22 protein-coding genes are annotated in these 22,832 nt (G+C 56.5%); 7 read left to right on the plus strand and 15 right to left on the minus strand.

The features are described from left to right. Window positions 1–12: 12 nt before the first annotated feature. The 12 genes from DFR30_RS09955 to DFR30_RS10010 all read right to left on the minus strand — a co-directional run bounded on the left by DFR30_RS09955 (window position 13) and on the right by DFR30_RS10010 (window position 14,093). Entirely contained in the window at window positions 13–291 is a 279-nt protein-coding gene (locus tag DFR30_RS09955; protein WP_132972806.1) for an MTH1187 family thiamine-binding protein, read from the minus strand. A 73-nt stretch (window positions 292–364) separates the two neighbouring features. Then, window positions 365–2,449, minus strand: coding sequence for an elongation factor G (gene fusA, locus DFR30_RS09960; RefSeq protein ID WP_132972808.1), 2,085 nt, complete (start codon window positions 2,447–2,449; stop codon window positions 365–367). A 266-nt stretch (window positions 2,450–2,715) separates the two neighbouring features. Further along, on the minus strand, window positions 2,716–3,360 hold the full coding sequence (locus DFR30_RS09965) for a 4Fe-4S dicluster domain-containing protein (RefSeq protein WP_132972810.1): 645 nt from the start codon (window positions 3,358–3,360) through the stop codon (window positions 2,716–2,718). Further along, window positions 3,324–4,847, minus strand: coding sequence for a 4Fe-4S binding protein (locus tag DFR30_RS09970; RefSeq protein ID WP_207891873.1), 1,524 nt, complete (start codon window positions 4,845–4,847; stop codon window positions 3,324–3,326). Before DFR30_RS09970 ends, DFR30_RS09965 begins: the two co-directional genes overlap by 37 nt. Window positions 4,848–4,849: 2 nt before the next feature. Next, window positions 4,850–5,461 (minus strand): hypothetical protein, encoded by a 612-nt coding sequence (locus DFR30_RS09975; protein WP_132972812.1) that lies wholly within the window; start codon window positions 5,459–5,461, stop codon window positions 4,850–4,852. Next, entirely contained in the window at window positions 5,458–6,069 is a 612-nt protein-coding gene (locus DFR30_RS09980) for a 4Fe-4S dicluster domain-containing protein (RefSeq protein ID WP_207891874.1), read from the minus strand. The genes DFR30_RS09975 and DFR30_RS09980 overlap by 4 nt, the downstream gene beginning before the upstream one ends. Further along, window positions 6,066–7,070, minus strand: coding sequence for a 4Fe-4S binding protein (locus DFR30_RS09985; protein WP_132972814.1), 1,005 nt, complete (start codon window positions 7,068–7,070; stop codon window positions 6,066–6,068). The genes DFR30_RS09980 and DFR30_RS09985 overlap by 4 nt, the downstream gene beginning before the upstream one ends. 8 nt (window positions 7,071–7,078) lie before the next feature. Beyond that, on the minus strand, window positions 7,079–7,651 hold the full coding sequence (locus DFR30_RS09990; protein WP_132972816.1) for a 4Fe-4S dicluster domain-containing protein: 573 nt from the start codon (window positions 7,649–7,651) through the stop codon (window positions 7,079–7,081). Between the two features lie 131 nt (window positions 7,652–7,782). After that, window positions 7,783–10,485 carry a molybdopterin oxidoreductase family protein gene (locus tag DFR30_RS09995; RefSeq protein ID WP_132972818.1) on the minus strand — a complete coding sequence of 901 codons (2,703 nt, stop codon included), beginning with the start codon at window positions 10,483–10,485 and terminating at the stop codon, window positions 7,783–7,785. 15 nt (window positions 10,486–10,500) lie between these two features. Further along, window positions 10,501–11,154, minus strand: coding sequence for a c-type cytochrome (locus tag DFR30_RS10000; RefSeq protein WP_132972820.1), 654 nt, complete (start codon window positions 11,152–11,154; stop codon window positions 10,501–10,503). Window positions 11,155–11,330: 176 nt separating this feature from the next. Then, on the minus strand, window positions 11,331–11,987 hold the full coding sequence (locus DFR30_RS10005) for a NapC/NirT family cytochrome c (protein ID WP_132972822.1): 657 nt from the start codon (window positions 11,985–11,987) through the stop codon (window positions 11,331–11,333). A gap of 198 nt (window positions 11,988–12,185) precedes the next feature. Then, window positions 12,186–14,093 (minus strand): ATP-binding cassette domain-containing protein, encoded by a 1,908-nt coding sequence (locus DFR30_RS10010; protein ID WP_132972824.1) that lies wholly within the window; start codon window positions 14,091–14,093, stop codon window positions 12,186–12,188. A gap of 79 nt (window positions 14,094–14,172) precedes the next feature. Here DFR30_RS10010 and DFR30_RS10015 point away from each other — a divergent pair, with 79 nt between their 5' ends. The 4 genes from DFR30_RS10015 to DFR30_RS10030 all read left to right on the plus strand — a co-directional run bounded on the left by DFR30_RS10015 (window position 14,173) and on the right by DFR30_RS10030 (window position 18,795). Further along, window positions 14,173–15,822 carry a tetratricopeptide repeat-containing response regulator gene (locus tag DFR30_RS10015; RefSeq protein WP_132972826.1) on the plus strand — a complete coding sequence of 550 codons (1,650 nt, stop codon included), beginning with the start codon at window positions 14,173–14,175 and terminating at the stop codon, window positions 15,820–15,822. Window positions 15,823–15,835: 13 nt separating this feature from the next. Then, complete coding sequence (locus DFR30_RS10020; RefSeq protein ID WP_165869167.1) at window positions 15,836–16,528, plus strand: sensor histidine kinase; 693 nt, start codon at window positions 15,836–15,838, stop codon at window positions 16,526–16,528. Between the two features lie 165 nt (window positions 16,529–16,693). Continuing rightward, window positions 16,694–17,077, plus strand: a complete 384-nt coding sequence (locus DFR30_RS10025; protein ID WP_132972830.1) for a DUF6394 family protein — start codon at window positions 16,694–16,696, stop codon at window positions 17,075–17,077. A gap of 8 nt (window positions 17,078–17,085) precedes the next feature. After that, window positions 17,086–18,795, plus strand: coding sequence for a potassium channel family protein (locus DFR30_RS10030; protein WP_132972832.1), 1,710 nt, complete (start codon window positions 17,086–17,088; stop codon window positions 18,793–18,795). On the opposite strand, the gene DFR30_RS10035 is transcribed toward DFR30_RS10030, so the two are convergent. Next, window positions 18,789–19,043, minus strand: a complete 255-nt coding sequence (locus DFR30_RS10035) for a hypothetical protein (protein ID WP_132972834.1) — start codon at window positions 19,041–19,043, stop codon at window positions 18,789–18,791. The two genes, DFR30_RS10030 and DFR30_RS10035, sit on opposite strands and share 7 nt — an antisense overlap. Window positions 19,044–19,106: 63 nt before the next feature. Between DFR30_RS10035 and DFR30_RS10040 the strand changes: the two genes are divergently transcribed. Further along, window positions 19,107–20,087, plus strand: coding sequence for a lysophospholipid acyltransferase family protein (locus tag DFR30_RS10040; RefSeq protein ID WP_132972836.1), 981 nt, complete (start codon window positions 19,107–19,109; stop codon window positions 20,085–20,087). Here the strand turns inward: DFR30_RS10040 and DFR30_RS10045 are convergent. Next, window positions 20,077–20,484, minus strand: coding sequence for a CDGSH iron-sulfur domain-containing protein (locus DFR30_RS10045; protein WP_165869168.1), 408 nt, complete (start codon window positions 20,482–20,484; stop codon window positions 20,077–20,079). The two genes, DFR30_RS10040 and DFR30_RS10045, sit on opposite strands and share 11 nt — an antisense overlap. A 191-nt stretch (window positions 20,485–20,675) precedes the next feature. Here DFR30_RS10045 and DFR30_RS10050 point away from each other — a divergent pair, with 191 nt between their 5' ends. Together DFR30_RS10050 and DFR30_RS10055 are read left to right on the plus strand one after the other, a co-directional pair. Next, complete coding sequence (locus tag DFR30_RS10050) at window positions 20,676–21,773, plus strand: HPF/RaiA family ribosome-associated protein (protein ID WP_132972840.1); 1,098 nt, start codon at window positions 20,676–20,678, stop codon at window positions 21,771–21,773. Next, window positions 21,773–22,429, plus strand: coding sequence for a HEAT repeat domain-containing protein (locus DFR30_RS10055; RefSeq protein ID WP_132972842.1), 657 nt, complete (start codon window positions 21,773–21,775; stop codon window positions 22,427–22,429). Before DFR30_RS10050 ends, DFR30_RS10055 begins: the two co-directional genes overlap by 1 nt. 6 nt (window positions 22,430–22,435) lie before the next feature. Here the strand turns inward: DFR30_RS10055 and DFR30_RS10060 are convergent, their stop codons facing one another. Next, window positions 22,436–22,828 (minus strand): hypothetical protein, encoded by a 393-nt coding sequence (locus DFR30_RS10060; RefSeq protein WP_132972844.1) that lies wholly within the window; start codon window positions 22,826–22,828, stop codon window positions 22,436–22,438. Window positions 22,829–22,832 lie beyond the last annotated feature (4 nt).

Consider the following 22,832-nt stretch of genomic DNA (forward strand, 5'->3'; position numbering starts at 1 on the left):
GAACCGGTGCTTTTACAGCGCTTTCCCCGCCAGGGTCGGTACCTTGTCAGTACGCGTTTCCAGCTTCAGGTAACTCACCAGCCGCACACTGCCGTCTGCATGTAATTGTTCATGGATCTTTGCAACGATGGCCAGTATGGCATCCAGCTCACCTTCGATGTTGGTTCCCGAGGCGTGGGTTTCGAGGATGAAGTCGCCGCTATTCAATAATTCCACGACGCGCCCGATTTGTTGCCTGACTGAAACGCCTTCACCAATCGGTACAACCTGTAATTCCGCAGTAGCTTTCATGTCTTTTCTCCTGTCATAAAAAATGCCGGCGGGGTTACGCACCCGGCCGGCATTATCAAAGGCCTGCGCAGCGTTACTTCTTCGCGTCGCGTTCCTTCACTTCCTTGATGACTTGTTCGGCCACGTTGTTCGGGCACGGTGCATAGTGCGAGAACTCCATGGAGAACTGGCCACGGCCGGAGGTCATGGTACGCAGGTCACCGATGTAACCGAACATTTCGGACAGCGGCGCATCGGCCTTGACGCGCACGCCGGTCGGACCCGGCTCCTGTGACTTGATCATGCCGCGGCGGCGGTTAAGGTCACCGATGACATCGCCAACATTGTCGTCCGGCGTGAACACGTCGACCTTCATGATCGGCTCCAGCAACTGCGGCCCGGCCTTGGGCACGGACTGACGGTATGCACCCTTGGCGGCGATCTCGTAGGCGACAGCCGAGGAGTCGACGGCGTGGTAACCACCATCTGTCAGGGTAACCTTCACGTCCAGCAGCGGGAAGCCGGCGAGTACGCCTTCTTGCATACTGGTGCGGAAACCCTTTTCGACAGCCGGCCAGAATTCACGCGGCACGTTACCGCCGGTGACCTTGGATTCAAACTCGAAGCCACTGTTGACTTCGCCCGGCTCGATAACGTAATCGATCTTGGCGAACTGACCGGAACCACCGGTCTGCTTCTTGTGCGTGTAGCTGTCTTCGACACGCTGGGTAATGGTTTCGCGGTAGGCCACCTGCGGCTTACCGACTTCAACATCGATACCGTGGGTACGCTTGAGGATATCGACCTTGATATCGAGGTGCAGCTCACCCATGCCCTTGATGATGGTTTCACCGGACTCTTCATCGGTCTCAACGCGGAAAGAAGGATCTTCCTGGACCATTTTACTGATGGCGATACCCATCTTCTCGGAACCCGCCTTGTCTTTCGGCGAGATGGCGATAGAGATGACCGGGTCAGGAAACACCATCGGTTCCAGTGTCGCCGGGTCCTTTGGATCGGCCAGGGTGTGACCGGTCTGTACGTTTTTCATACCCACGATAGCGATAATGTCGCCAGCCTGCGCGGAACTGATTTCCTCGCGGTCATCGGCATGCATGACCACCATGCGGCCAATACGCTCGGTCTTGCCGGTAAAGGTGTTGAGAATGGTGTCGCCCTTGTTGATGCGGCCCGAGTAAATACGCACGAAGGTCAGCGCACCGAAACGGTCATCCATAATCTTGAATGCCAGTGCGCGCAACGGACGGTCCGGGTCGACAATGGCGAATTTACCTGTCTCGTTACCTTCCATGTCCACTTCAGGTTGCGGCTTGACTTCGGTCGGGCTCGGCAGGTAATCGACAACGGCGTCCAGCACCAGCTGCACGCCCTTGTTCTTGAACGAGGAGCCACAGTAGGTCGGGAAGAAGTCCAGCGCGATGGTACCCTTGCGGATGCAACGCTTGAGGTCATCGACAGAAGGCTCTTCGCCTTCCAGGTAGGCTTCCATCAGGTCGTCGTCCTGCTCGACAGCCGTTTCGATCAGCTTCTCGCGCCATTCCTCGACAATGTCAACCATATCGGCCGGCACATCTTCGAGGGTGTAATTCAACGGATCACCGGATTCATCCCAGACCCACGCCTTGCGCGTCAGCAGGTCGACCATGCCCTTCAGGTCTTCCTCGACACCGATCGGCAGCACCATAACCAGCGGGTTGGCGGCCAGCACATCTTCGACCTGCTTGACCACGCGGTAGAAGTCGGCACCTATACGATCCAGTTTGTTGACGTAGATAATACGGGCAACTTCGGATTCGTTGGCGTAACGCCAGTTGGTCTCGGACTGTGGTTCCACACCACCGGATGCACAGAACACACCCACGCCACCGTCGAGCACTTTCAGCGAACGGTACACTTCAATGGTGAAATCCACGTGTCCGGGGGTATCGATGATGTTCAGCCGGTGACCGTCCCACTCACAGGTGGTCGCAGCGGACTGGATGGTAATACCGCGCTCCTGCTCCTGCTCCATGAAATCGGTGGTCGCGGCGCCATCGTGCACTTCGCCGATTTTGTGGATTTTGCCGGTCAGTTTCAGAATACGCTCGGTGGTCGTGGTCTTGCCGGCGTCCACGTGGGCGAATATACCGATATTCCGGTAGTTGCTTAGCTCTGTCATGGTATCAACTCGTTAGCTGGTTAAAACATCATCGAACTGCACTTTCCGCCCACCGAAAATAAAACAAACCATGTTAAATCAATAACATGGCTTGCATCTCGATAAAACTGGCGAAGAGGTGCCGTGCCGCGAACGCTGGCCAACCCACCTGCAGCAGATGGCCATTCCGTCCTAAATGGCCGCGTATGATACCGGAAAATGCCGGTTCTGTATGGAGAATTTATGGTTCCGTATAAAAATCAGTGAGACGGGGCGGTGTCACCCCCTTACGGCGCCCCGCTATCGTCGCCGGAAGCCGCGCGATAGAGAGAGCTGACACGAATCGCACGCGGCTCGATGATGCAAGCTTCGCGGCACTGGCCGCAGCCCGTACAGACCGTTGCATCAATTATCGGCTTCCAGTTTTCCCAGACCAGTGCTCCAGGTAGCGGACAGGACGCCGCGCAGGCACCGCACTCCGGACCCTGCCAAGGCAGGCACTGTTCAGTATCGATTTCAGCACGAGCCAGCTTTGGAGCTGGCAGCGGCTCATCCTCTTGCCGCTCCGGTAAACGCAGGGCACCCGGTTCGCAGGCATTGACACAGGGCCAGTCCTCACACAGGTGACAGCTTTTGTGGCTGAGATCCAGTGCCGGTGAACCGGCGAACTGTACGCCCAGGCGAGCCGGCAAAGGGAAAATAGTCTGGTGCGGGCAGGCCTCGATACAGGTGTTGCAACGCGTACAGGCGAGCAGAAATTCCAGTTCGTCGAGCGCATAGGGGGGGCGTATCCAGTGAGCCGCACGACGGGCGACCTGCCGGTCTGCTTCCTGGACCAGCGTCTCACCGGTCTTGCTCGCCACCTGGCGAAAGAATCCGCGTCGCGAAGCGTCCATTACATTCTCATGATCATGGGCTGTGACAGTAGCCACAGGTGGAAACCGGTCATCAGCACCACAAACCCGAGCATGGGTGCCAGACGCCAGCTACCACTTTGCCCGCCATCGGCCAGCAAACTGCGTCCGCGGTGACGCACGATCTGTACGGCAATCCAGAACCCGAACACCATCAGCCCGGCCTGCAGGGCAAACAGGGTCTGCTGGGAGATCAGCATGTCAAAATGACGCGCGTGTTTTTCCGCCATGCTCAATGGCGCCAGACCGGTACCCAGTGGATTCTCGAACACGGCGCCTATACCAACACCCTCACGCACGAGGTGGTTAAGGTTATGCGCCATATGATAGGCGAACGCCAGTGGCAGGGCGACAAAGGCCAGTGTGGTGAACAGACGCCTGAATGACGTGCGCCCTATCAGCTGCCGTGTGATCGCTACAAACAGGGCATATACCAGTACCACAGCCAGCATACTGCCAAACATACCCACCGTGAAACTGGCCAGCAATTGTCCCGAGTCGTTCAGAATACGTGCAATATCACTCATCCAGGTTTCCCAGAATGGCATCATCGACAGGCCATGAAAGCCGGTCAGCGCCAGTAACCCGATCATGAACCAGGCTTCATCGTGGCGTGGTCGTGCATCCTGTACGGCCTCGACACTGGGCGAGCGTAACCGCCACGCCACGTTGTCGTGCGGGCAGCTGCGTACACAGTTACCACAGGAGGTGCAGTAGCTGTTCTGTTTCAGGCGCCCCATTACCAGCCAGGTCGGACAGGGTTCGGTGTCCTTGTCTCCGTAGTAACAGTCCAGCGTCTTGCAGTCGGCGCAGGTATTCGTATCAATCGGTCGCAGTTCGACCGGTGCCAGCTGGGAGTAGAAACCCACCGTACGCCCGACCGGGCAGAAGTAGCGACAAAATGCCTTGCGTTCAAAGATAGCCAGCGAACTGGTGGCCATCACTACCATCAGTAAAGACACCGCCGCCGTGGCATACGGGTTCGTGGTGATACCCAGTCCCAGCTCCAGCCAGGTCAATGCAATAAACATCAGCAACGCCGGCCAGATGGTACGCAGGGCACGCGGCACACGCAGGTTAAGACTGTTGTTCGGCTCGGCGCGTTTCCACAAGCGACGCCGCACCAGCCACTGTGCCAGCGTGTCCCAGGGACACACCGCGCACCAGGCCGTACCCAGAAAGAACACAGAAAAAACCAGCCCCGCCCACCAGATGTTCCAGGTCAGCAGTGTGGCAATATTACGTTCCGGGATCTGGTTACCAAACAGACCGGCATAAATCACCAGCAGAAACAGTGCGACAAATATCAGTTTCAGAAGCAGCAGAATTTTGGGGCTGGCGACCAGGTAACGAACAATACCTCGCACCACGGGCACACGTGCAAGACTGTACACGGTAGCGCTGGCAGAACCGGGCAAAGGGGCAACAACCGCCCACAGGGTCAGGACGATCATGCCGCCGATCACCAGCATGCCCCATATTGCAGGCAGTCCCGGGTGAGTCATGATCACGGTGCGCCCTCTTCACTGCTACGCGCGACACGTTCATCATGGCGCGCGGTGCGAATGCGATCACGTTGCAGACGCTTGCGCTGGAACAGGTTGGCCGCAATCAACACAACCAGCAATGCCACTACCGACAGCGTGACCGGACCCACGGGCGACGGTTGCCCGATGCGTAACGGGAAGTCGACCAGGTAAGGCTCACCATCCGCCTGGAACTCGGCGCGGATGATGTAGCGGCCATCATCACTGAACACAAACCCCTGGCGAAACACGTTGTCATCCGGTGGCTGCACACCCAGCTGTTCCGGCTCCGCGCCACCAAACCAGGTATCGTCGCGCACGCTAAAGGTCACTTCGCCGGTAAAGGGTTCACCGCTATCCATGTGACTGGCATACAGGTTGATGCGCCCGGGTTCGCCGGCACGGGGAAACGCCGGGTACACCATGTAGGTTACAAAATAATTGCCGATCTGGGTTTCGACCTGCATGCTCGGCGGTGTATTGGAGTCTTCATTCAGGCTGTAGGCCGGGCGCCCCAGCACGTGATGGGCAAGTACCGGTGCCATGAAGACGAGCAGACTGCAGGCGAGTAAAAACTGTCGAAGCATATTCATACGCTGTGTCGGGCAACCGTTCCTTCCGAACGTTTCACGATGCGGATTGGCAGGCTGGGGTGTGGACAAACTTCCACGCATAGCCCGCAACCGACACATTCCTGCTTGACGATTGGCTGGTACTGGTTCCAGAATTTAAAGCCGATAGCGCGTTCTCCCAACGGACAAATGCTGACGCAGGCACCGCAGATGCCGCGATCCACCCACGGGTAGCAGGCACTGCGATCTATCTGGGCAACCCCCATGTCGACGTCATTGCGCGGCACCTCGGTCAGCGCCTCGGTGGGACAGGCCTGCATGCATTTGCTGCACAGGATACAGGCTTTCTGTTCCGGGTCGATATAGGGTGTATTGGCCCGGTCGCCACCTTCACGCTGGTAGAACTGTATACAACGTGGTGGGCAGACTTCGCCACACAGTCCACAGCCAATACAGGCGCTATTGAAGGCCAGATCGTCTTTCAATGCACCGGGGGGGCGCAGGTGTGTACTGAAGTCCGCCCGCGCTTCCGGCATCGTGAGCCGCACCAGGCCATAAGGCAATGTACTGGCAGCGGTGATACCCGCGGCATAGATGAGTCGTTGTAAAACGGTGCGCCGCTGAATCATGCGACCTCCTTCGACGGCTGGTCAGCCGGGTGTTCACGCTGGTAACGCTTGCCCAGGTGTCCATAGCCCTGGTACCCCACATCCTTCAGCTTGATTTCAAACGTCAGGGCATCTGTCGGGCAGACGGCAATACAGGCCGTACAGTTATTACACTCCTGTCCAAATCCATCCCTCAGAGGATCGAGACCGAACTCACATATGGCATTGCACTTGGCGCAATCGTTACAGTTCTCGACGATACGCTGAATGCGCAGCAGGCGATAACGGCCGAGCAAGGAGTAAAGCGCTCCGCCCGGACACAGGTAACGACAAAAACCCCGCTGTGACACGAGCAGGTCAAACAGCAATGTCACGGCAAAGAACACGGCACCTGCGCCAAAGCCACCCAGTGCAACCGCGTAATAGATTTCCCGCCCGACCACGGCCGGCGGATAGACCGCAGCCACCAGGACCGAGCCGGTCACCATGGATAGCACCAGACCGGCAAACAGCACCACATATTTGAAACGCTTGTCGAGATGACGGCGCCCGGTATGCAACCCCATTCGCCGCAGCAGAACGGCGAAGTTACTGTTCAGTTCATACAGAAAACTGGCCGGACAGATCCAGCCGCAGTAGAAACGTCCTAACAATACCGTAAGCAGTACCGGGATGAGTGCCGTCAGCAGGAACGGGGTATACAGGTTCATCCCCGCCGCCATCTGCCCCAGCGCTGCCAGCGGATCACTGAGCTTGAGACCAAAAAAAGTCCCGGACCAGGTGTTACCCTTGATGGCATCCAGGTCTTCGGCAGGATCCTTGACAAACGGCCTGGTCAGCATTTCCATGGTGTCGTACAGTTCTTTTTCCTGCGGCGCCAGCAGGTCGTAGGCGTGTGCCGACACGTAAGTCTGGTAAACGTGCAGGAACGGCAACAACACCAGCATCGAAAATACCGTCGCCAGCGTCAGCCAGCGCAGTTTGTTGAGGTGTCGCCAGAGAAATAACGGTTTAGCCTTCATACTCTTCTTTACCCGTAGTCAGGGACAATACGAATTGCTTGCGGCATCTGAATGCAAGAACGCTCACACAACCCACATCCCACGCATTTGTCAGTGACATGTGGTTGTTCCAGTAATCCAACAGTGATGGCAACATCCTGCAGCGGGCAGGCGCGGTAACAAACACCGCAGGTCTTGCCCTGGTATGACAGACACAGGCGTTTATCGACCACGGCATGGCCCATGCGAACGCCTTCAAGGATTGGCTCCAGTTCACGTACAATAGGCTGAATGGCGCCACTGGGGCACACATCACCACACTTCATACACAGGATGCAGGCCTTTTCACGCGGGATAATATAAGGCGTATCCAGCGAAGCCAGACCATTCCCCATGCCAAAATAACTGATGCAGCGGTTGGGGCAGGCTTCTCCACACTGGCCACAACGGATGCAACGGCTGAGAAACTCGTCTTCCGCAACTGCACCCGGTGGACGCAGGTAGCGCAACGAGGAGCGTTTGGGCATGGCTGCAGACGCAACCGGTGCAGTGGCTGTTGCAGCCGCTACACCGATCGATTTGATAAACGTTCTGCGTTGCATGTTAAACCCGACCTGATTCACCCGCCATTGCGAGCAGTGCGAGGTAATCTCCATGACAGGGTGCAAGGCCTCGGGAGATTGCCGCGCTTCGCTCGCAATGACGGGATATCGTTACTCACCAGACCTACTCACTAGATCTTCTCGATACGCGCTGCGGACTTCTTGAAGTCCACCTGCCCGGACACCGGATCCCACACGCGACTGGTAACACGATTCGCCAGCCACTTGTTCTTCTCCGGCACCGCGCTGTCAGCCACCGACAGGTTCCAGGGACCGAACATATACCCCCGCGGTACGTTGTTACGCGCCGGTTTAACCAGGCTGTTGGTACCAACCTGCGCACGCGCTTCAAGTTGGCCGCGTCGTGTAACGACACGCACCTTGTCGCCGTCCTTGATGCCGAGCTCCCTGGCATCCTCGGGATGCATCTCGACATACATTTCCGGCACCAGTCGTCGCGTGGTCGGACTGCGGTTGGACTTGGCGGTATGGAAGTGCTCGTACACCACGCCAAGACCGAACCAGTAGGGATATTTATCCTTCGGAACCTTGTCCCAGGTACGGCCACGGAACTTCTCGTCCGGCAGATCCGGCGTAAGACCCTTGTCGCGTGCTTCCTTGATCAGATCCATATGATCGATGGTGTAGTGATCCTTCTTCGTACCGAACTCCATCAGCTTGTGCGTCAGTTCCTCGCGATTACTGTAGTCCTGCTGGCACAGTTTCATGTGCACCTTGCCATCCCTGGTGCGGAAATACCCGTAGGGCCGGTTCTCCCACTGCCCTTCCTGCATCATGTAACGACGTTTGGTGCCGCCATTCTTGGCAATCTCGTAGGTCGGCGCCGGCCACTGGATACCACGCAATTGCTTGAGTTGCTCATACGGTGAAAGACCATCGAGCTTTTCGCGCTCGAGGATGCCGGTAAGATCAGTATCGGTCCCGGCTGAAGCGCGGCATACATCGCGGAACACTTCCTCGGTGTCGATAAAGCCGTTCTTGTCGGTCTTCCAGGGGAAGATCTTGTCGCCATCCATCCCCAGCAGATTGGCAATCTCCTTGCCCTTGTGCACCACCAGATCGAGATCTGGCAGGCAACCCTTGGGTGGCATTGCCGCCTGTTCGCAGATATTGATACGCCGCTCGGAACTGATGTACACCCCGTTGACTTCACCCCAGGTTGCTGCCGGGAAGATTACGTCGGCGTACAGGTTATTGGGTGCATGACGATAAATTTCCTGCACCACGGTAAAGATCTTGCTCAGCGCCGGTCTTACCAGGTTCTCCTGGTCGGGCAGGTCGATATGTGTGGCATAGACCATAAACATGGCCTTTACCTCTCCCTTCAGGACGCGCTCCATCATGCCTACAGCCATGCCAGGATTCTCGGAGTTCATGGCGGTTTTCAGGTTCGCTTCCGGCACCCGCCAGTGCTTGGCCATGTGCAGGCGATGCTTGTCGTTCTTCAGGGGCTCGTTGAACGGCAAACGCCCGGTCAGACCACCGGTGAAGCGCTCACCCATCGCATTGGGCTGGCCGGTCATGGAGAATGGACCACAGCCCGGTTTGGCCAGGTTACCGGTCAGCGTCAGCAGGTTCACAATGGAAATAACGTTGTGCTGGCCGTGAATGTGCTGGTTGTAACCGATGCCCCACATGATGATGACACCGCCGTAACCCTTGCCGCTCTGCTTGCCCTTGCTGCGCGCAAGCCGCTTGCGGGTCGCGTCGGCGAACATGCTTGCGACGCGACGGATCAACTCCGGTGACACATCGTGATTGGGGCCACCCATGCGGTCCTGTACCTGTTCCGGGCTGTAGTCCTTCTTGACACCATCAACATAGGCCTCCCAGCCTTTGACATGCGCCTTGAGGAAATCCCAGTCAATCACATCCGGGTGCTCTGCGAGCAGAACATGTGCGATCGAATTCAGAAAGCTGATGTCTCCATTCAGGATAGGCACGTGCACGGAGTTATCCGGATCAATGTCCTCATAACCCATGACCGTACCCGTACGCCGCGGATCGACCACGACGGTCGGGATATCCGCCTTCTTCTTGTAGTCGGCCGCACGCCAGAAAATGATCGGGTGTGACTCGCGGGCGTTATGTCCGAAATGCATGATCATGTCGCACATCTCGATGTCATCATAGGCCAGTGGCGGCGTATCGGAACCGAGCGTAGCGAAGTAGCCGGTGACCGCGGATGTCATACACATACGCGCATTGGCCTCGATGGTGTTGGAACCCAGCACACCTTTCATAAACAGGTTTTCCAGGTACTGGCCTTCCATGGTGAGCTGGCCGGAACCGTACAGGCCGATCGAGTTACCGCTGTATTTTTTCGCCAGGTGCGCAATTTTGTGCGCCACCATTTCGGAGGCTTCCTTGTAGGGCACGCGGACAAAGTGTTCGTCATCGAACGACCCCTTGGTCTTTGTCACATACTCCAGGTCACCGTGTCCGGGTTTTTTCCACTCGGCCCAGACATCCTTGCGTACATAGGGGTCACCCTCCATGCGATCCACATAGATCGGCTCGGCGGCGGTCAGGCCCTTGATGCACTGCAGACCATAGTTGGTCGGGTGGTCCTTGTCGGGACGCATGGAAACAATCTTGCCATTCTCCACCTGTATAACCGTGCCGCAGCCCACGCCACAGTAGGGGCATTGCGCCAGCGCCGTGGTGCGCGTGGCGGTATCTCCGGCCGATGCAGCAGGCGCTGCTTCAAGCTCCGGGTTTACACCGATAAACAGGCTTGATCCAGCTGCCGAACCAGTAATGAAGCTGCTTCCCTTGAGGAAGTTCCTTCGTGTCATTTTAAAACGTTTCATACTCTTGCCTCCTGATTATTTCGACAGACTGCGCAGGTAGACGATGATGTCGTCGATTTCCTGATCAGAAAGATTTGCCAGGCCGTCCGACCCCTGGAAACCACGCATGCGGGTATTGGAACGCCCTTTCTTGATCGTGGTGCGAATAAATCCATCAGACACCTTGTGCAGAAAACCGGGTTTGCCGATAGCCGTGCCGGTACCACCGGCGGCATAACCGTCGCCCGACATACCGTGACAGGTTGAACAGATGTAGTCATACCACTGCTCACCAAGCCTCGGGTCGCCATGTGCCTCGGGTTGTGCGTCTACCTTGGCGGCCTGGTTGGGACCTTTCTCGTGTGAACGCAAATAGGCAACAATCGCCTTGATCGAATCGCGCCCGAGATGCGAGAAGGGCGGCATGCCCGTCCCTACTCGGCCATCACGGATGGTACTCATCAGAAACTTGTCAGAAGCAATGCTCAGGAACTCCGGGTTTGCCAGCGATGGCGCAAACCCTGTTTTGCCAATGGCGTCCGGCTGGTGGCACACCGAGCAGTTCTGGTTGTAGAGCTCCTCGCCCTTCGCAACCAGCGCTGCATCCGCAACAGCGACCTGACTCGCACTAAAAAGCAGCGTAAGCAAACCGCCCAGCAATGGCACAGCGACCTTGTTGTGTCTCAGCATTTTTGACCTCCCATGATGCACCTCCTGATTACAATATTTCGTTGATCTTCTATTTCGCTTACCTTCATACAGACATCCAGGGAACCTCTGGTTAATTCAGCATTCACGTCATTGCGATGCCTTGACCCGTAAGGGTAAGGTACCCGTAATGACGCATTAACAAGAGCCTCCCTCGTTCATTCATCCCAGTCATCATCCGGCGGTCGTTGCATATCAGCGTGACACTGGTAACAGGGGACTTTTTCCTCTTCGATGCGTGCGTGTTCGATTTCCAGAAACTCTTCGGGGAGCTGGTGTGCTATGCCCTTGTGACAATCGATGCAGGTCTTGCCTTCCATATTGGCGCGCCAGTGACGGTCTTCTTCGACTTTTGTGCCGCGTGGCAGCTGCATAGCTTCAAAATCATGGCAGTTGCGGCATTCGCGCGAATCAGTTCGTTTCATACCCATCCACACATGCTGCGCAAGTTGATAGCGCCTGGCGACAAACTTTTCGCGCGTATTGATAGAACCCGCCATCCAGTGATACAACTCGTTGGTGGCCGCGATCTTGCGCACTACCTTGTGCACCCAGTCACGTGGCACATGGCAGTCCGGACAGGTTGCCCGTACACCGGTGCGATTCCGGTAGTGGATGGTCTTGCGGTATTCCTTATAGACGTTGTCACGCATCTCATGGCAGGAAATGCAGAACGTTTCGGTGTTGGTGAGTTCGAGCGCGGTATTGAAGCCGCCCCAGAGCAGAACACCCAGCAGCACACTTGCCACTATGAAGATTACGGGTGAAGCCGTGGCGATTTGTGACAGCCTTTTCTTCCATAGCGGTTTACCCATAAGTGGCCAAACATCCTGATCTGAATAACGCGATCTGCCAATCTGGCAGCATTTTTCCTGTCAGGGCGCGGATATTATGCGGCTGCACCAACCTTGCCTTATTGATGTAGATCAACTTATGCGACAAATTGACGCAGGTGCGCCGCAACGTCTGGTAACAAACCTGGAAAAGTAAAGCAGCCCCGGAACAGGGGCATATTATTCTGCGTCTGTGGTAGCTGACTCCAGCAACTCGGCCGCTTCCAGCCAGTCGGCCTCGGCTGCTTCACAAGCCCGGTCGACTTCTGCCTTTTCGCGCAACAGGGTTTTCAGCTGGTCGCGGTTTTCATCGGTGTAGAGTTCAGGCGAGGCAAGCTGCTGTTCCAGCGTCTGCTGATGCGCATGCAGGATATCCAGCCGCGACTCGGCCCTGTCGACCTTTTTGCGAAGCGGTTGTAACTGCTTGCGCTGCTCGGCTTCACGGCGCTTCTGCTCCTTGCGCGTACCGGCATTACGGGACGAGCTATCTTCCGGATCACTGGCAGGCGACACCTGTCGCGTCTGCTCTGCCAGCCACCCCGGGTAGTCATCCAGCCCCAGCGGAAATTCGTCCACCGTACCGTCGTGTACGCGCAGCAGCCGGTCACAACACACTCGCAGCAAGTGCCGGTCGTGCGACACCAGCACCATGGCACCTTCAAAATCCTGCAACGCCGTGGCCAGTGCCTGGCGCATCTCAAGGTCCAGGTGGTTGGTGGGTTCATCGAGCAATAACAGGTTGGGCCGCCGGTAAACCAGCAGCGCCAGCGCCAGGCGGGATTTTTCGCCGCCGGAAAACGGACCGGTGAGCGCCAGTGCCTGGTCACCGACAAAACCGAAACCGCCCAGGTAATCGCGTAGCACCTGTTCCCGCGCCAGTGGATCCAGCTGTTGCAGGTGATCGAGCGGGCTATGTTGAGGATCCAGCTGTTCGATCTGGTGCTGGGCAAAATAGCCGATATTCAGGTCTTGTGCCGGCAGGTAGTCACCGGTCAGCGCGGCCAGTTCACCCGCCAGCAGTTTGATCAGTGTCGATTTACCTGCACCGTTTGGCCCGAGCAGACCGATGCGGTCACCGGGCGACAGCCCCAGGTTCACACCGCTGATGATGGTGGTGTTGCCGTAACCCGCTGCAACCCCGTCAAGCCGTAGCAACGGATCCGGCATTTTCTCCGCCGCAGGCAAGGTAAAATGGAAAGGCGAATCGACATGTGCCGGCGCAATCTTTTCCATACGTTCCAGCGCTTTCAAACGGCTCTGTGCCTGGCGCGCCTTGGTCGCCTTGGCACGGAAACGCTCGACGTAGGAATGCATGTGCGCAATCTCGCGCTGCTGTTTGGCGTACTGTGCCTGCTGACCGGCCAGTTTTTCGGCACGGTAGACTTCGAATGCCGAGTAATTGCCGGCATACAGTACGATATGCTGCTGTTCGATGTGCGCGATATGGTCGGTAACACTGTCGAGGAAATCACGATCATGGGAAATCAGCATCAATGTACCCGGGTAGCCGCGTAACCAGTTTTCCAGCCAGATCACCGCATCCAGATCGAGGTGGTTGGTAGGCTCGTCGAGCAACAACAAATCGGAGCGGCACATCAACGCCTGCGCCAGGTTCAGGCGCATGCGCCAGCCGCCGGAGAACTCGCTGGCCGCACGATTATCATCATTAACGGAAAATCCCAGCCCGTGCATCAGGCGCGCAGCACGACTTCGCGCCTGGTAACCACCAACGGACTCAAAGCTGGCATGCAATTCGGCGATCCGCTCACCGTCATCCGCCGCCTCGGCAATCACCAGTTGCCGCTCAAGTTCACGCAATTCCCGGTCACCATCCAGCACATACTCGATGGCGGCGCGATTACCCGCCGGCGCCTCCTGCGCCACGTGGGCGATTACCCAGTTGCGCGGCACAAAAATCTCCCCCGTATCGACGTGCAACTCACCCAGAATCAGTGAAAACAGGCTGGATTTGCCGGTTCCGTTGGCGCCGGTCAGGCCAACCCGGTAGCCGGGATGGATCTGCAGGGAAACCTGCTCGAACAGAAGACGCGGTCCGCGCCGCAGGGAAAGTTCAGTGAATCGCAACATAGGCCGATTGTAACCGATATAATCATCTTCACGCGGCCCAGCCGCACGGACAGGGACGAACCGGACGCAACCAGCAGCCATGGCAATATGGAGCCTCAAACACAGGACGATCCTCATCGTCGATGACTTTCCGGAGATGCGCTCGACCCTGCGCAGCATGCTCATCCCATGGCAACCGGAGCGTATTGAAACCGCCCGCAATGGCGATGATGCCATCGAAAAGCTGCAGCAAAGTCGTTACGACATTATTCTCTGTGACTACAACCTGGGTGAAGGCAAGAACGGCCAGCAGGTGCTGGAAGAAGCCCGTCACCGTAGCCTGTTGCCGTTCAGTTCGGCGTTTATCATGGTGTCGGCCGAAACCAGTGCCCAGATGGTCATGGGCGCCATGGAAACCCAGCCGGATGGCTATATCTCCAAGCCGGTCACCAGGGTCAGCCTGCAGGTCAGACTGAAAAAATTTGTCCGCAAACAGGATGAGCTGCGCACCATCACACGCGCAATGGACCGCAAACAATATCCTGCCGCCATCGAGCTCATTGACCGTCACCTTGAAGACAACAATAAATACCGCTTTGAACTCTACAAGCTGAAGAGCGACCTGCTGATTCGTGCCGGTGACTATGAACGCGCCGGAAACCTGTGCGAAGCCGTACTGGCCGGCCGCGAACTGCCCTGGGCCCGTTTCGACATGGGTCGCATTGCTTTCTTCCGCCAGGACTATCCATGTGCTGCCGGGTTGTTTGAGAAGATCCTGGCGGGTAACCCAGGGTTCATTGCCGCCTACGACTGGCTGGCAAAAACCCGCGACCGGCTAGGCGAACACGGGGAAGCACAGCAGGTTTTGATGGAGGGTGTCGAACGTTCGCCACAGTCCTTACCGAGACAACGTGCACTTGCTGAACTGGCTGATCGTAATGAAGACATCGAAGTAACCGAGGCTGCATGTCGCAAAGCCATTCGCATCGGCAAAGGCTCCATCCTGCGTGAACCCGCCGACTATGCGGCACTGGCGCGGGTGCTGGTGCAAAAAGAGTCATCTGCCGAAGCACTGCGTGTCGCACAGTCTATCAACCGCGAATTCGATCACAGCTCGCTGGCAAGACTGGAAGCCGCTACGGTCAGCAGCAGCATCTACACTACGATGGGTAACAAAAACGAAAGTGCCGGCGCACTCTCCGATGCCTTGTCTATCGCCGCACAGCAACCGGGGCTGCTTTCTGCTGATATCGGTTTATCTCTGGCCCATTCCTGCCTTGCGCACAATCGCCAGGAAGACGCCGACCTTATCATCCGCCAGCTCATCTGTGACCATGAGGACGATGACGCTGTTCTGGCGAAAATCACACAGCTGTATGATGAAGCCGGTTCCGGTGATGCCATCAGCGAACTGATTGAAACCACCCGCAAGGAAATTATCGCCATCAACAACGAAGGCGTGAAGCTGTTGAAGGACGGGGATGTGGAAGCTTCAATTGAATTATTCACCCGCGCCGCACACGGTATGCCACACAACCCTGTGGTCAACCTGAATGCCGCACAGTCATTGATACGCCTGATGCGCGATACGGTCCCTGGCCGTGAGACACTGGCGAAGGCGCTGGGGTTTATACAGGCCGCCGGAAACAGCGAAATGCACCGCGAACGCCATAACCGGCTGCTCAATACCTGCCGTGAACTGGCTGCCAGCCTCCCGGCTGAAAACGATACCGATGCAGAACCTGCCTGAACGGAAACGTGATATGAGCGACGACACGGGAAAACCGGACTTTAACATCATCCTCGCCAACGCTGTGCACGACATGAAAAACTCGGTCGGCATGCTGCTTGCGGCGCTCGATGAAATAGATTCACGCTGCAGTCCCGACAGTTGCGCATCACGCGACCAGTTCTCGCAACTGCGCTATGAAGGAAAACGCCTCAGCTCAAACCTGGTACAGGTACTGACCCTGTACCGCATTAATGAATCCCGCTACACACCCAACATTACCGAGAACGACGCCAGCGATGTACTGGAGGAATGCCTGCTCGACAACGAAGGGTTACTGGCACTGAAAGGTATTGACATTGAAATGGATTGCAATGATGACCTGCAGGGCTTTTTCGACAACGAACTGGTCAGTGGACTCATCAGCAGCGTGATCAACAATGCCTATAAATATGCCCGTAGCCGTATACACATCGGTGCCGGGCGTGAAAACGGTTACCTCACCCTGTATGTCAAGGACGATGGCAACGGCTTCCCTCCCTCCATGCTGCACGAGCAGGGACAAGGTACCCCCGCCATCAGCTTCAGGTCCGGCAGTACCGGGCTGGGGCTCTATTTTGCCGCCACCATCGCTGCACTGCACCGGCATGATGACCGGCAGGGATTCTTTACTACCGGCAATGATGGCATCAACGGCGGTGGACGTTTTACGCTTTATCTTCCCTGAGCGACACGCCGGGCCTCGGCTATCTCTGTTCAAACCCGTCGAAACCCTGGCGCCGCGTATTGAACTGGACGACCCGGAAGCCGCGAACCCTGTACAGAGCTGTTGCTGTAAGCGATTTCGGCTACACTTGCGGACAAACCAGAATAAAAGGAGCCAACCCCGGTCATGAATCTCGAAAAAGTCATATTTGCTTTCTTTTCCATCCTTGCGCTGACCCTGAACTTTGGCTTCTTCATCGGCGAACTCGATGACCCGATTCATCACAACGCTTACGAGCTGTTCGCGGCATTGACTGTCAGCCTGATCGCCACCATTATGAAATTCGGTGACCGGGCACACATCGGTGCACTGTTACTGGCCACCAGCCTGGTGGCCGACCTGCAGCTGATCACCGCGGCACTGGTATGGGGTTACGCGGCCCATATCAGCGATAGCGGACTGACCCCCATGGCGGTAGCCAGCATTGTTTCCATGTCGGGTGGCGCACTGCTTGCCAACCTGGTGTCGGTCATCCTGCTGGTTATCGAATCGATCACCTTCCGCCGCTAGCCGGGCCGATGCAAAAAGTCATCTACCTGTTGTTGCGGCGTATGCGCCTGCCGCTTATTGTACTGATCTCCACCTATGCCATTTCTATCATCGGCATGACACTGATACCCGGCATGGATGACCAGGGCAACCCCTGGAGAATGGATTTCTTTCACGCCATTTACTTTGTCAGCTTTCTTGGTTCCACCATCGGTTTTGGTGAAATACCCTACCCGTTCACCGATGCTCAGCGCTTGTGGACCACTGTCATTATCTATGCCGCGGTTGTCTCCTGGTTGTATGCCATCGGCTCTATCCTCACCCTGATCCAGGACCAGAGCTTCCGCCGGGTACTGGCGCAGTCAGCACTGGCGCGCAAGGTCAGGAGACTGCAGGAGCCCTTCCATATTATCTGCGGCTACGGAGATGCCAGTAGCTGGCTGGTCAGGGAGCTGAATGATCGTGGCATGCAGTGTGTGGTCATCGACAGCAACCAGAACAAGGTTCTTGATCTCGATGTGGAAGACCTGGCCTATTCTGTACCGGGTCTTCACGCCGACGCAACTGAAGCGGATGCATTGATTACCGCAGGCCTGAAACTGTCGAACTGTATCGGCGTTATCGCCCTCACCGGCAGCGATACCTGCAACCTTACGATTGCCATTACCAGCAAATTGCTGGCGCCGGAGTTGACGGTCATCTGTCAGTCGGATGCGGCGGATACTGCCGCCAATATGGCTTCTTTCGGTACCGACCATGTGGTTGACCCGTTTGAGATCTTCGGTATGCGTTTCGCCATGATGTTCCACTCACCCAGCATGTACCTTGTGTACGAATGGATAACCGGTGTACATAATGCACCACTGTCTGACTTCAGGAACCCGCCCCACGGCAACTGGATCATGTGCGGTTACGGACGCTTTGGCAAAGCTGTAAGGAAACACCTGGCCGTTGAAGGCGTGGACACCCGCATTATCGAGGCCGATCTCGGCTTGACCGATGCACCGGAGGGTGCCATCGAAGGCCGCGGGACGGAAGCCGGCACCCTGCTCCTGGCCGGCATTAAAGGCGTAAACGGCGTTATCGCCGGCACCGATAACGACACCAATAACCTGTCCATACTGATCACCGCGAAAACGCTTAACCCGGAACTGTTTACCGTGATCAGGCAAAACCACCGCAGCAATGATGCGATCTTCCAGGCGGCCCGCCCCGACCTGGTGATGCAACCAGGGACTATCACGGCCCAGTATATTATCAACCTGATCCTTGCCCCCCTGTTGGAAGATTTTCTTAAACTGGCACACGACCAGGACGAAACCTGGGCCAATGTACTGGTCAGTCGCGTTGCCGGTGTAGTGGAAGATATTGCCCCGGAAACCTGGGCGGCAGAAATTTCGCCCTTGAATACGCCAGCGGTCTTTGACTGTCTGATTCGTGGCGAAGAAGTACGCCTGTCACATATCTGCAGCGACCCGCGCGACCGGGATGTCACCCTGCCCTGCGTCCCCTTGCTGATCAAGCGTGAAGATCAATCCGTACTGCTCCCGGAAATGAACGAACCGCTTGGTCCCAGCGACCAGATCCTGTTTTGCGGGAGAGAGGAAGCCAGGTACCACCTGGAACACAACATGCACGACCACCAGGCACTGTATTATTCACGCACCGGTGACGATCGTCCAAGTGGTGCCCTGTGGCGTTTTCTGACAAGCCACGTCGAACAGAAAGCCAGTCAATAACGACGCTTTTCTTCTTTTTTCCAGTGGTAGCGGCCACTCGCATTGTTGTTGCGAAGATCACCCTCGTACATCCAGCCGGTCCGATCATCTTCCGTGTGGATAGTCGTACGACGGGCGCCGAGCATATGGTTGTAACCACGTTCGTTGCGGTGGTGCTGCTGGTCCTTGCTGAAATGCTGGTTGGCGCCAAGCCAGTTACGCGTGCCATAGGCGCTGACCGAACCAGTCATCAGCAGTGCACAGATCATCAGAAGACTTGTAGAACGGAATTTCATAAGCGGGGATTATAGCCCTGTTGCACGGACCACCCAATGGACATCCGTTCACGCTGCAACGCTTTTCCGTTGGAAAAGCATGCCATAATCCGCCCCATGCCTGGGGATCAACCCGAAAAACCTGTTGAACGCGCACTCGTCTTGCTGATTCGCGGCCTGGCCTGGCTGCCGCTGCCGCTGCTCTATGTGGTAGCAGACACGCTGTTCCTGCTGCTTTATTACGTGGTTCGCCTGGAACGCACGCTAACCCGGGACAATCTGCAACGCGCCTTTCCGGACCTGCCGGAACAAAACCTTAAACGCATCGCCGCGAAATCATACCGTAATGCCCTGCACGTCCTCTTCGAAACCATACATGCGCAGCGCATATCTGAAGCCGGATTGCGCAGCCGTGTGAAATTCGACAATCCGGAACTTCTCGATCAACTACTCGACAAACACGGCAAGGTGCTCGCTGTGGCCGCCCACCAGGGCAACTGGGAGTGGCTGGAGATGGCAAGTTCACTGTGCATGTCTGCACCACTGGCAACCCTGTACAAACCACTCAACCATCCCGGCATCGAAAAAATGCTTAACGAAACACGGCAACGTTTCGGCGGAAAAATGATTTCGGCCCAACGCGCACTGCCGCGACTGCTGCGCTTTACCCGTGAACGCAGCATTGTTGCGGTGCTCGCCGACCAGGGACCCCAGCCGCATGAAGAAAAATACTGGGCGACTTTTCTCAACCAGGACACGGCCTTCTACCCCGGTATCGAAAAACTGGCGCGCATACTGGAAATGCCACTGTTGTTTACCCATGTGACCCGCACCAGACGCGGCCATTACCGGGTACGTTTTGAATTACTGGGCACCCCGCCGTGGAGCATGCCCGAAGGCGAACTGATGGAACGCTATATCCGCGCCGTTGAACAGCAGATCATCGGCCATCCCGAAGACTGGCTATGGATGTACAAGCGCTGGAAGTACAACAAAGACGCCACGGAAACCACTGCACATCAACCCGTTAACCGGTAAAACCGCAATGCTTGTGGCTGGCATCACAAAACGGTTTCCTGGCCGACTCGCCACAACGACACAATGCCACCTTATTGCGTGTGGTTGTACAGTGACCATCGGCACTGCTGATAGTCATCGGCCCGTTTGCAATCAGCATCGCATTCTCCCGCACGGTAATCACCAGCGGCCCGTCACCTGTTAGCGGCTCTGGCTTGTCATCGGTAAAACAACCGTCATCCTCAAACCCTGCATCTCGATGTGATCCATCACAGAAGGGTTTATTGGCTGAATGCCCACATCGGCACAAGGCAACATCATCTGACTTTTCCAGCCGCTTGCCATCTGCATCCAGCACCTCGATATCGCCGGTGCACAACAGCGGGCCATTGGCCAGTACCTTGATGATATTTTCCACTGCAGCATTCTCCTGAAATATTTTGTACCCGCATTGTATCCTACAAATCAGGAAAAATGATTCTTCCACAACTTCAGGAAAACGCACACCGGGTAGCAAACTGAAAAAACAAGCCGCCACAGCTCTTGAATTTCTGATCTCAACCCGCATTTAGGAGACAGGCGGGCCAACCAGACAACGAGGACGAGAGAATGCAATACAGGATTGATTTCAGAAATATCGACAAGGACACTCGAGCAGATCTCCGTAACCAGATAGACGAACGCATCGCGCACCTGGAAAAACGCATTAGTACATTTTCCAACAAGGACTTGCGCCTCCACGGTGCCGTACAGAAACACGGTGGAAAGGAGTTGTACCGGGTCGGGTTATCCCTCCATCTGCCGGGGCGCATACTCAGTGCAGAAGAGGAAGCGGAAAACGCTGTAACCGCTATCACCGAGGCATTCTCCGAGCTTGAACGCCAGGCCCTTCGACACAAGAGCCGAATCCGGCACGAGCACCTGTGGAAGCGCAAGAGCCGACGGCGCGAGCTTCATGACAGCAAGGCAAAAACCGGGACTGACGCCACTGCAACTTCGACAAGTCACGCGCAACCGCAAGACTGGTTTTCCAAAGTAGAACCCTGCCTGGATGGCCTTTATGATTTTGCACGGCATGAAATCACCTACTTGCAGAATCTCGGTGACTTGTCGCCAACCGATATCCAGCCGGACGAACTGGTTGACAGCGTAGTGGTTAGCGCCTGGGAACGACAAGCGGAAAAACCTGACTCAATCGAGTTCAGGGCCTGGCTATACCAATTGGCCATCGAAATTCTTGACGAAGAAGTACGCCGGCATGCCCGCCGCGAGCAGGATATCAGCCTGGAAACCGTGGTATCGCAGGGTTATGATCCCGACGATGACTCGATCTATGAATTTTACCAACCTGACGAAGTGCTGCGGGTTGAAGACCTGATTGCAGTCAATGACGGGAGTGTCGAATACCAGCGTCATCTACCAGCCACGCTGGCCCGGTTACCCCGATCCTGGCGGCGGGCATTGTTACTGCGTGACCTGTTTGACCTGTCACCGGACCAGATCGCCAGTGCACTCAACCAGAAACTCACCGACGTAGAGGCCGCTATCGCGCATGCAGAACAATTTATTACAGCACACCTTGGTGAACGGGATATTGCCGGTCTGGCGTCAGTAATTGAGCAACCCGGTGTCGCGCTGAAAAGACTGCTGCGAAACGGCTACCCGCGCCAGCTACACGATGAACTGAAGAGGAAGTTTGCGCGCTGATGCCAATAGTACCCGATGCCCTGCTGTTACTGACCAGCCGCTGCCCCTACTGCCCGACCGTGCTGCAGGGGCTGTCCGAACTGGTCAAATCCGGCAAAATCGGGCGGCTGGAAGTCGTGAACATTGAAATCCACCCGGAAGTTGCCGAACAGCACGGCGCACGCGGCGTTCCCTGGATACGTATCGGTGACTTTGAACTGGAAGGCCTGCATTCACCTGCCGAGTTGGCGGAATGGGCGCAGCACGCCAGCTCCCAGAGCGGACTGTCCGATGGTTTTGCCGCTTTGCTGAAGGACGGGCAACTGGGCAAGGTCATCAACACTATCCGTAACAACCCCCGACACCTCGATGCACTGCTACACCTGGCCGCTGCCCCGGAGACCGAACTGACCGTGCGTATCGGCATAAGTGCAGTACTGGAAGACCTGCAAGGCAGTCCGGTTTTGCAGGAAAAACTGCCGGCATTGCTCGAACTGAGCCAGCATGAAGACCCGCGCATACGCACCGATGCAGCTCATTACCTGATGCTTACCGGGTTGCCGCAAGCCGCCGAACGGCTACAGGCCATGACCGGGGACAGCGATAGTTCGGTTCGCGAGGTGGCATCGGATGAACTGGCAGAGCTGCATGAATTGCTCGATGCAGCGGCGCCGTAACGTACGTCAACTGGTGTCTTCTCCGCCCAGGACTTCGGTCATCTGCTGAGACGAGACCGGCAGCACCAGTGTCCGGTAGAGCGGGAACAATGCCGCGAGTTTATCCACGTATTGCAGCTCAGCCTTTTCCACCAGCACGATAACACGGGTTTCCGGCGAATAGCGTCGCAGGCTGGCCAGCAGTGTATCCAGGTTACTGACATTGACTCCGGCGTAGTTGTTGGCATAACCGTAGTTGAACTCGGCCACCAGGAAGGCCGGTTTTGATTTTTTCAGCTGGCCGATAGCCTTGCGCTGTGAATTGAGTTTGGCCTCCTCAAAACCCAGGCGTCGGTATAACGCCGAGAAGTTCGGATGCGCCGGTGACTCGACAACAGAAAGTATCTGCGGTTTTACCACGACA

It is taken from the genome of Thiogranum longum (genome assembly GCF_004339085.1).
Classification (GTDB): domain Bacteria; phylum Pseudomonadota; class Gammaproteobacteria; order DSM-19610; family DSM-19610; genus Thiogranum; species Thiogranum longum.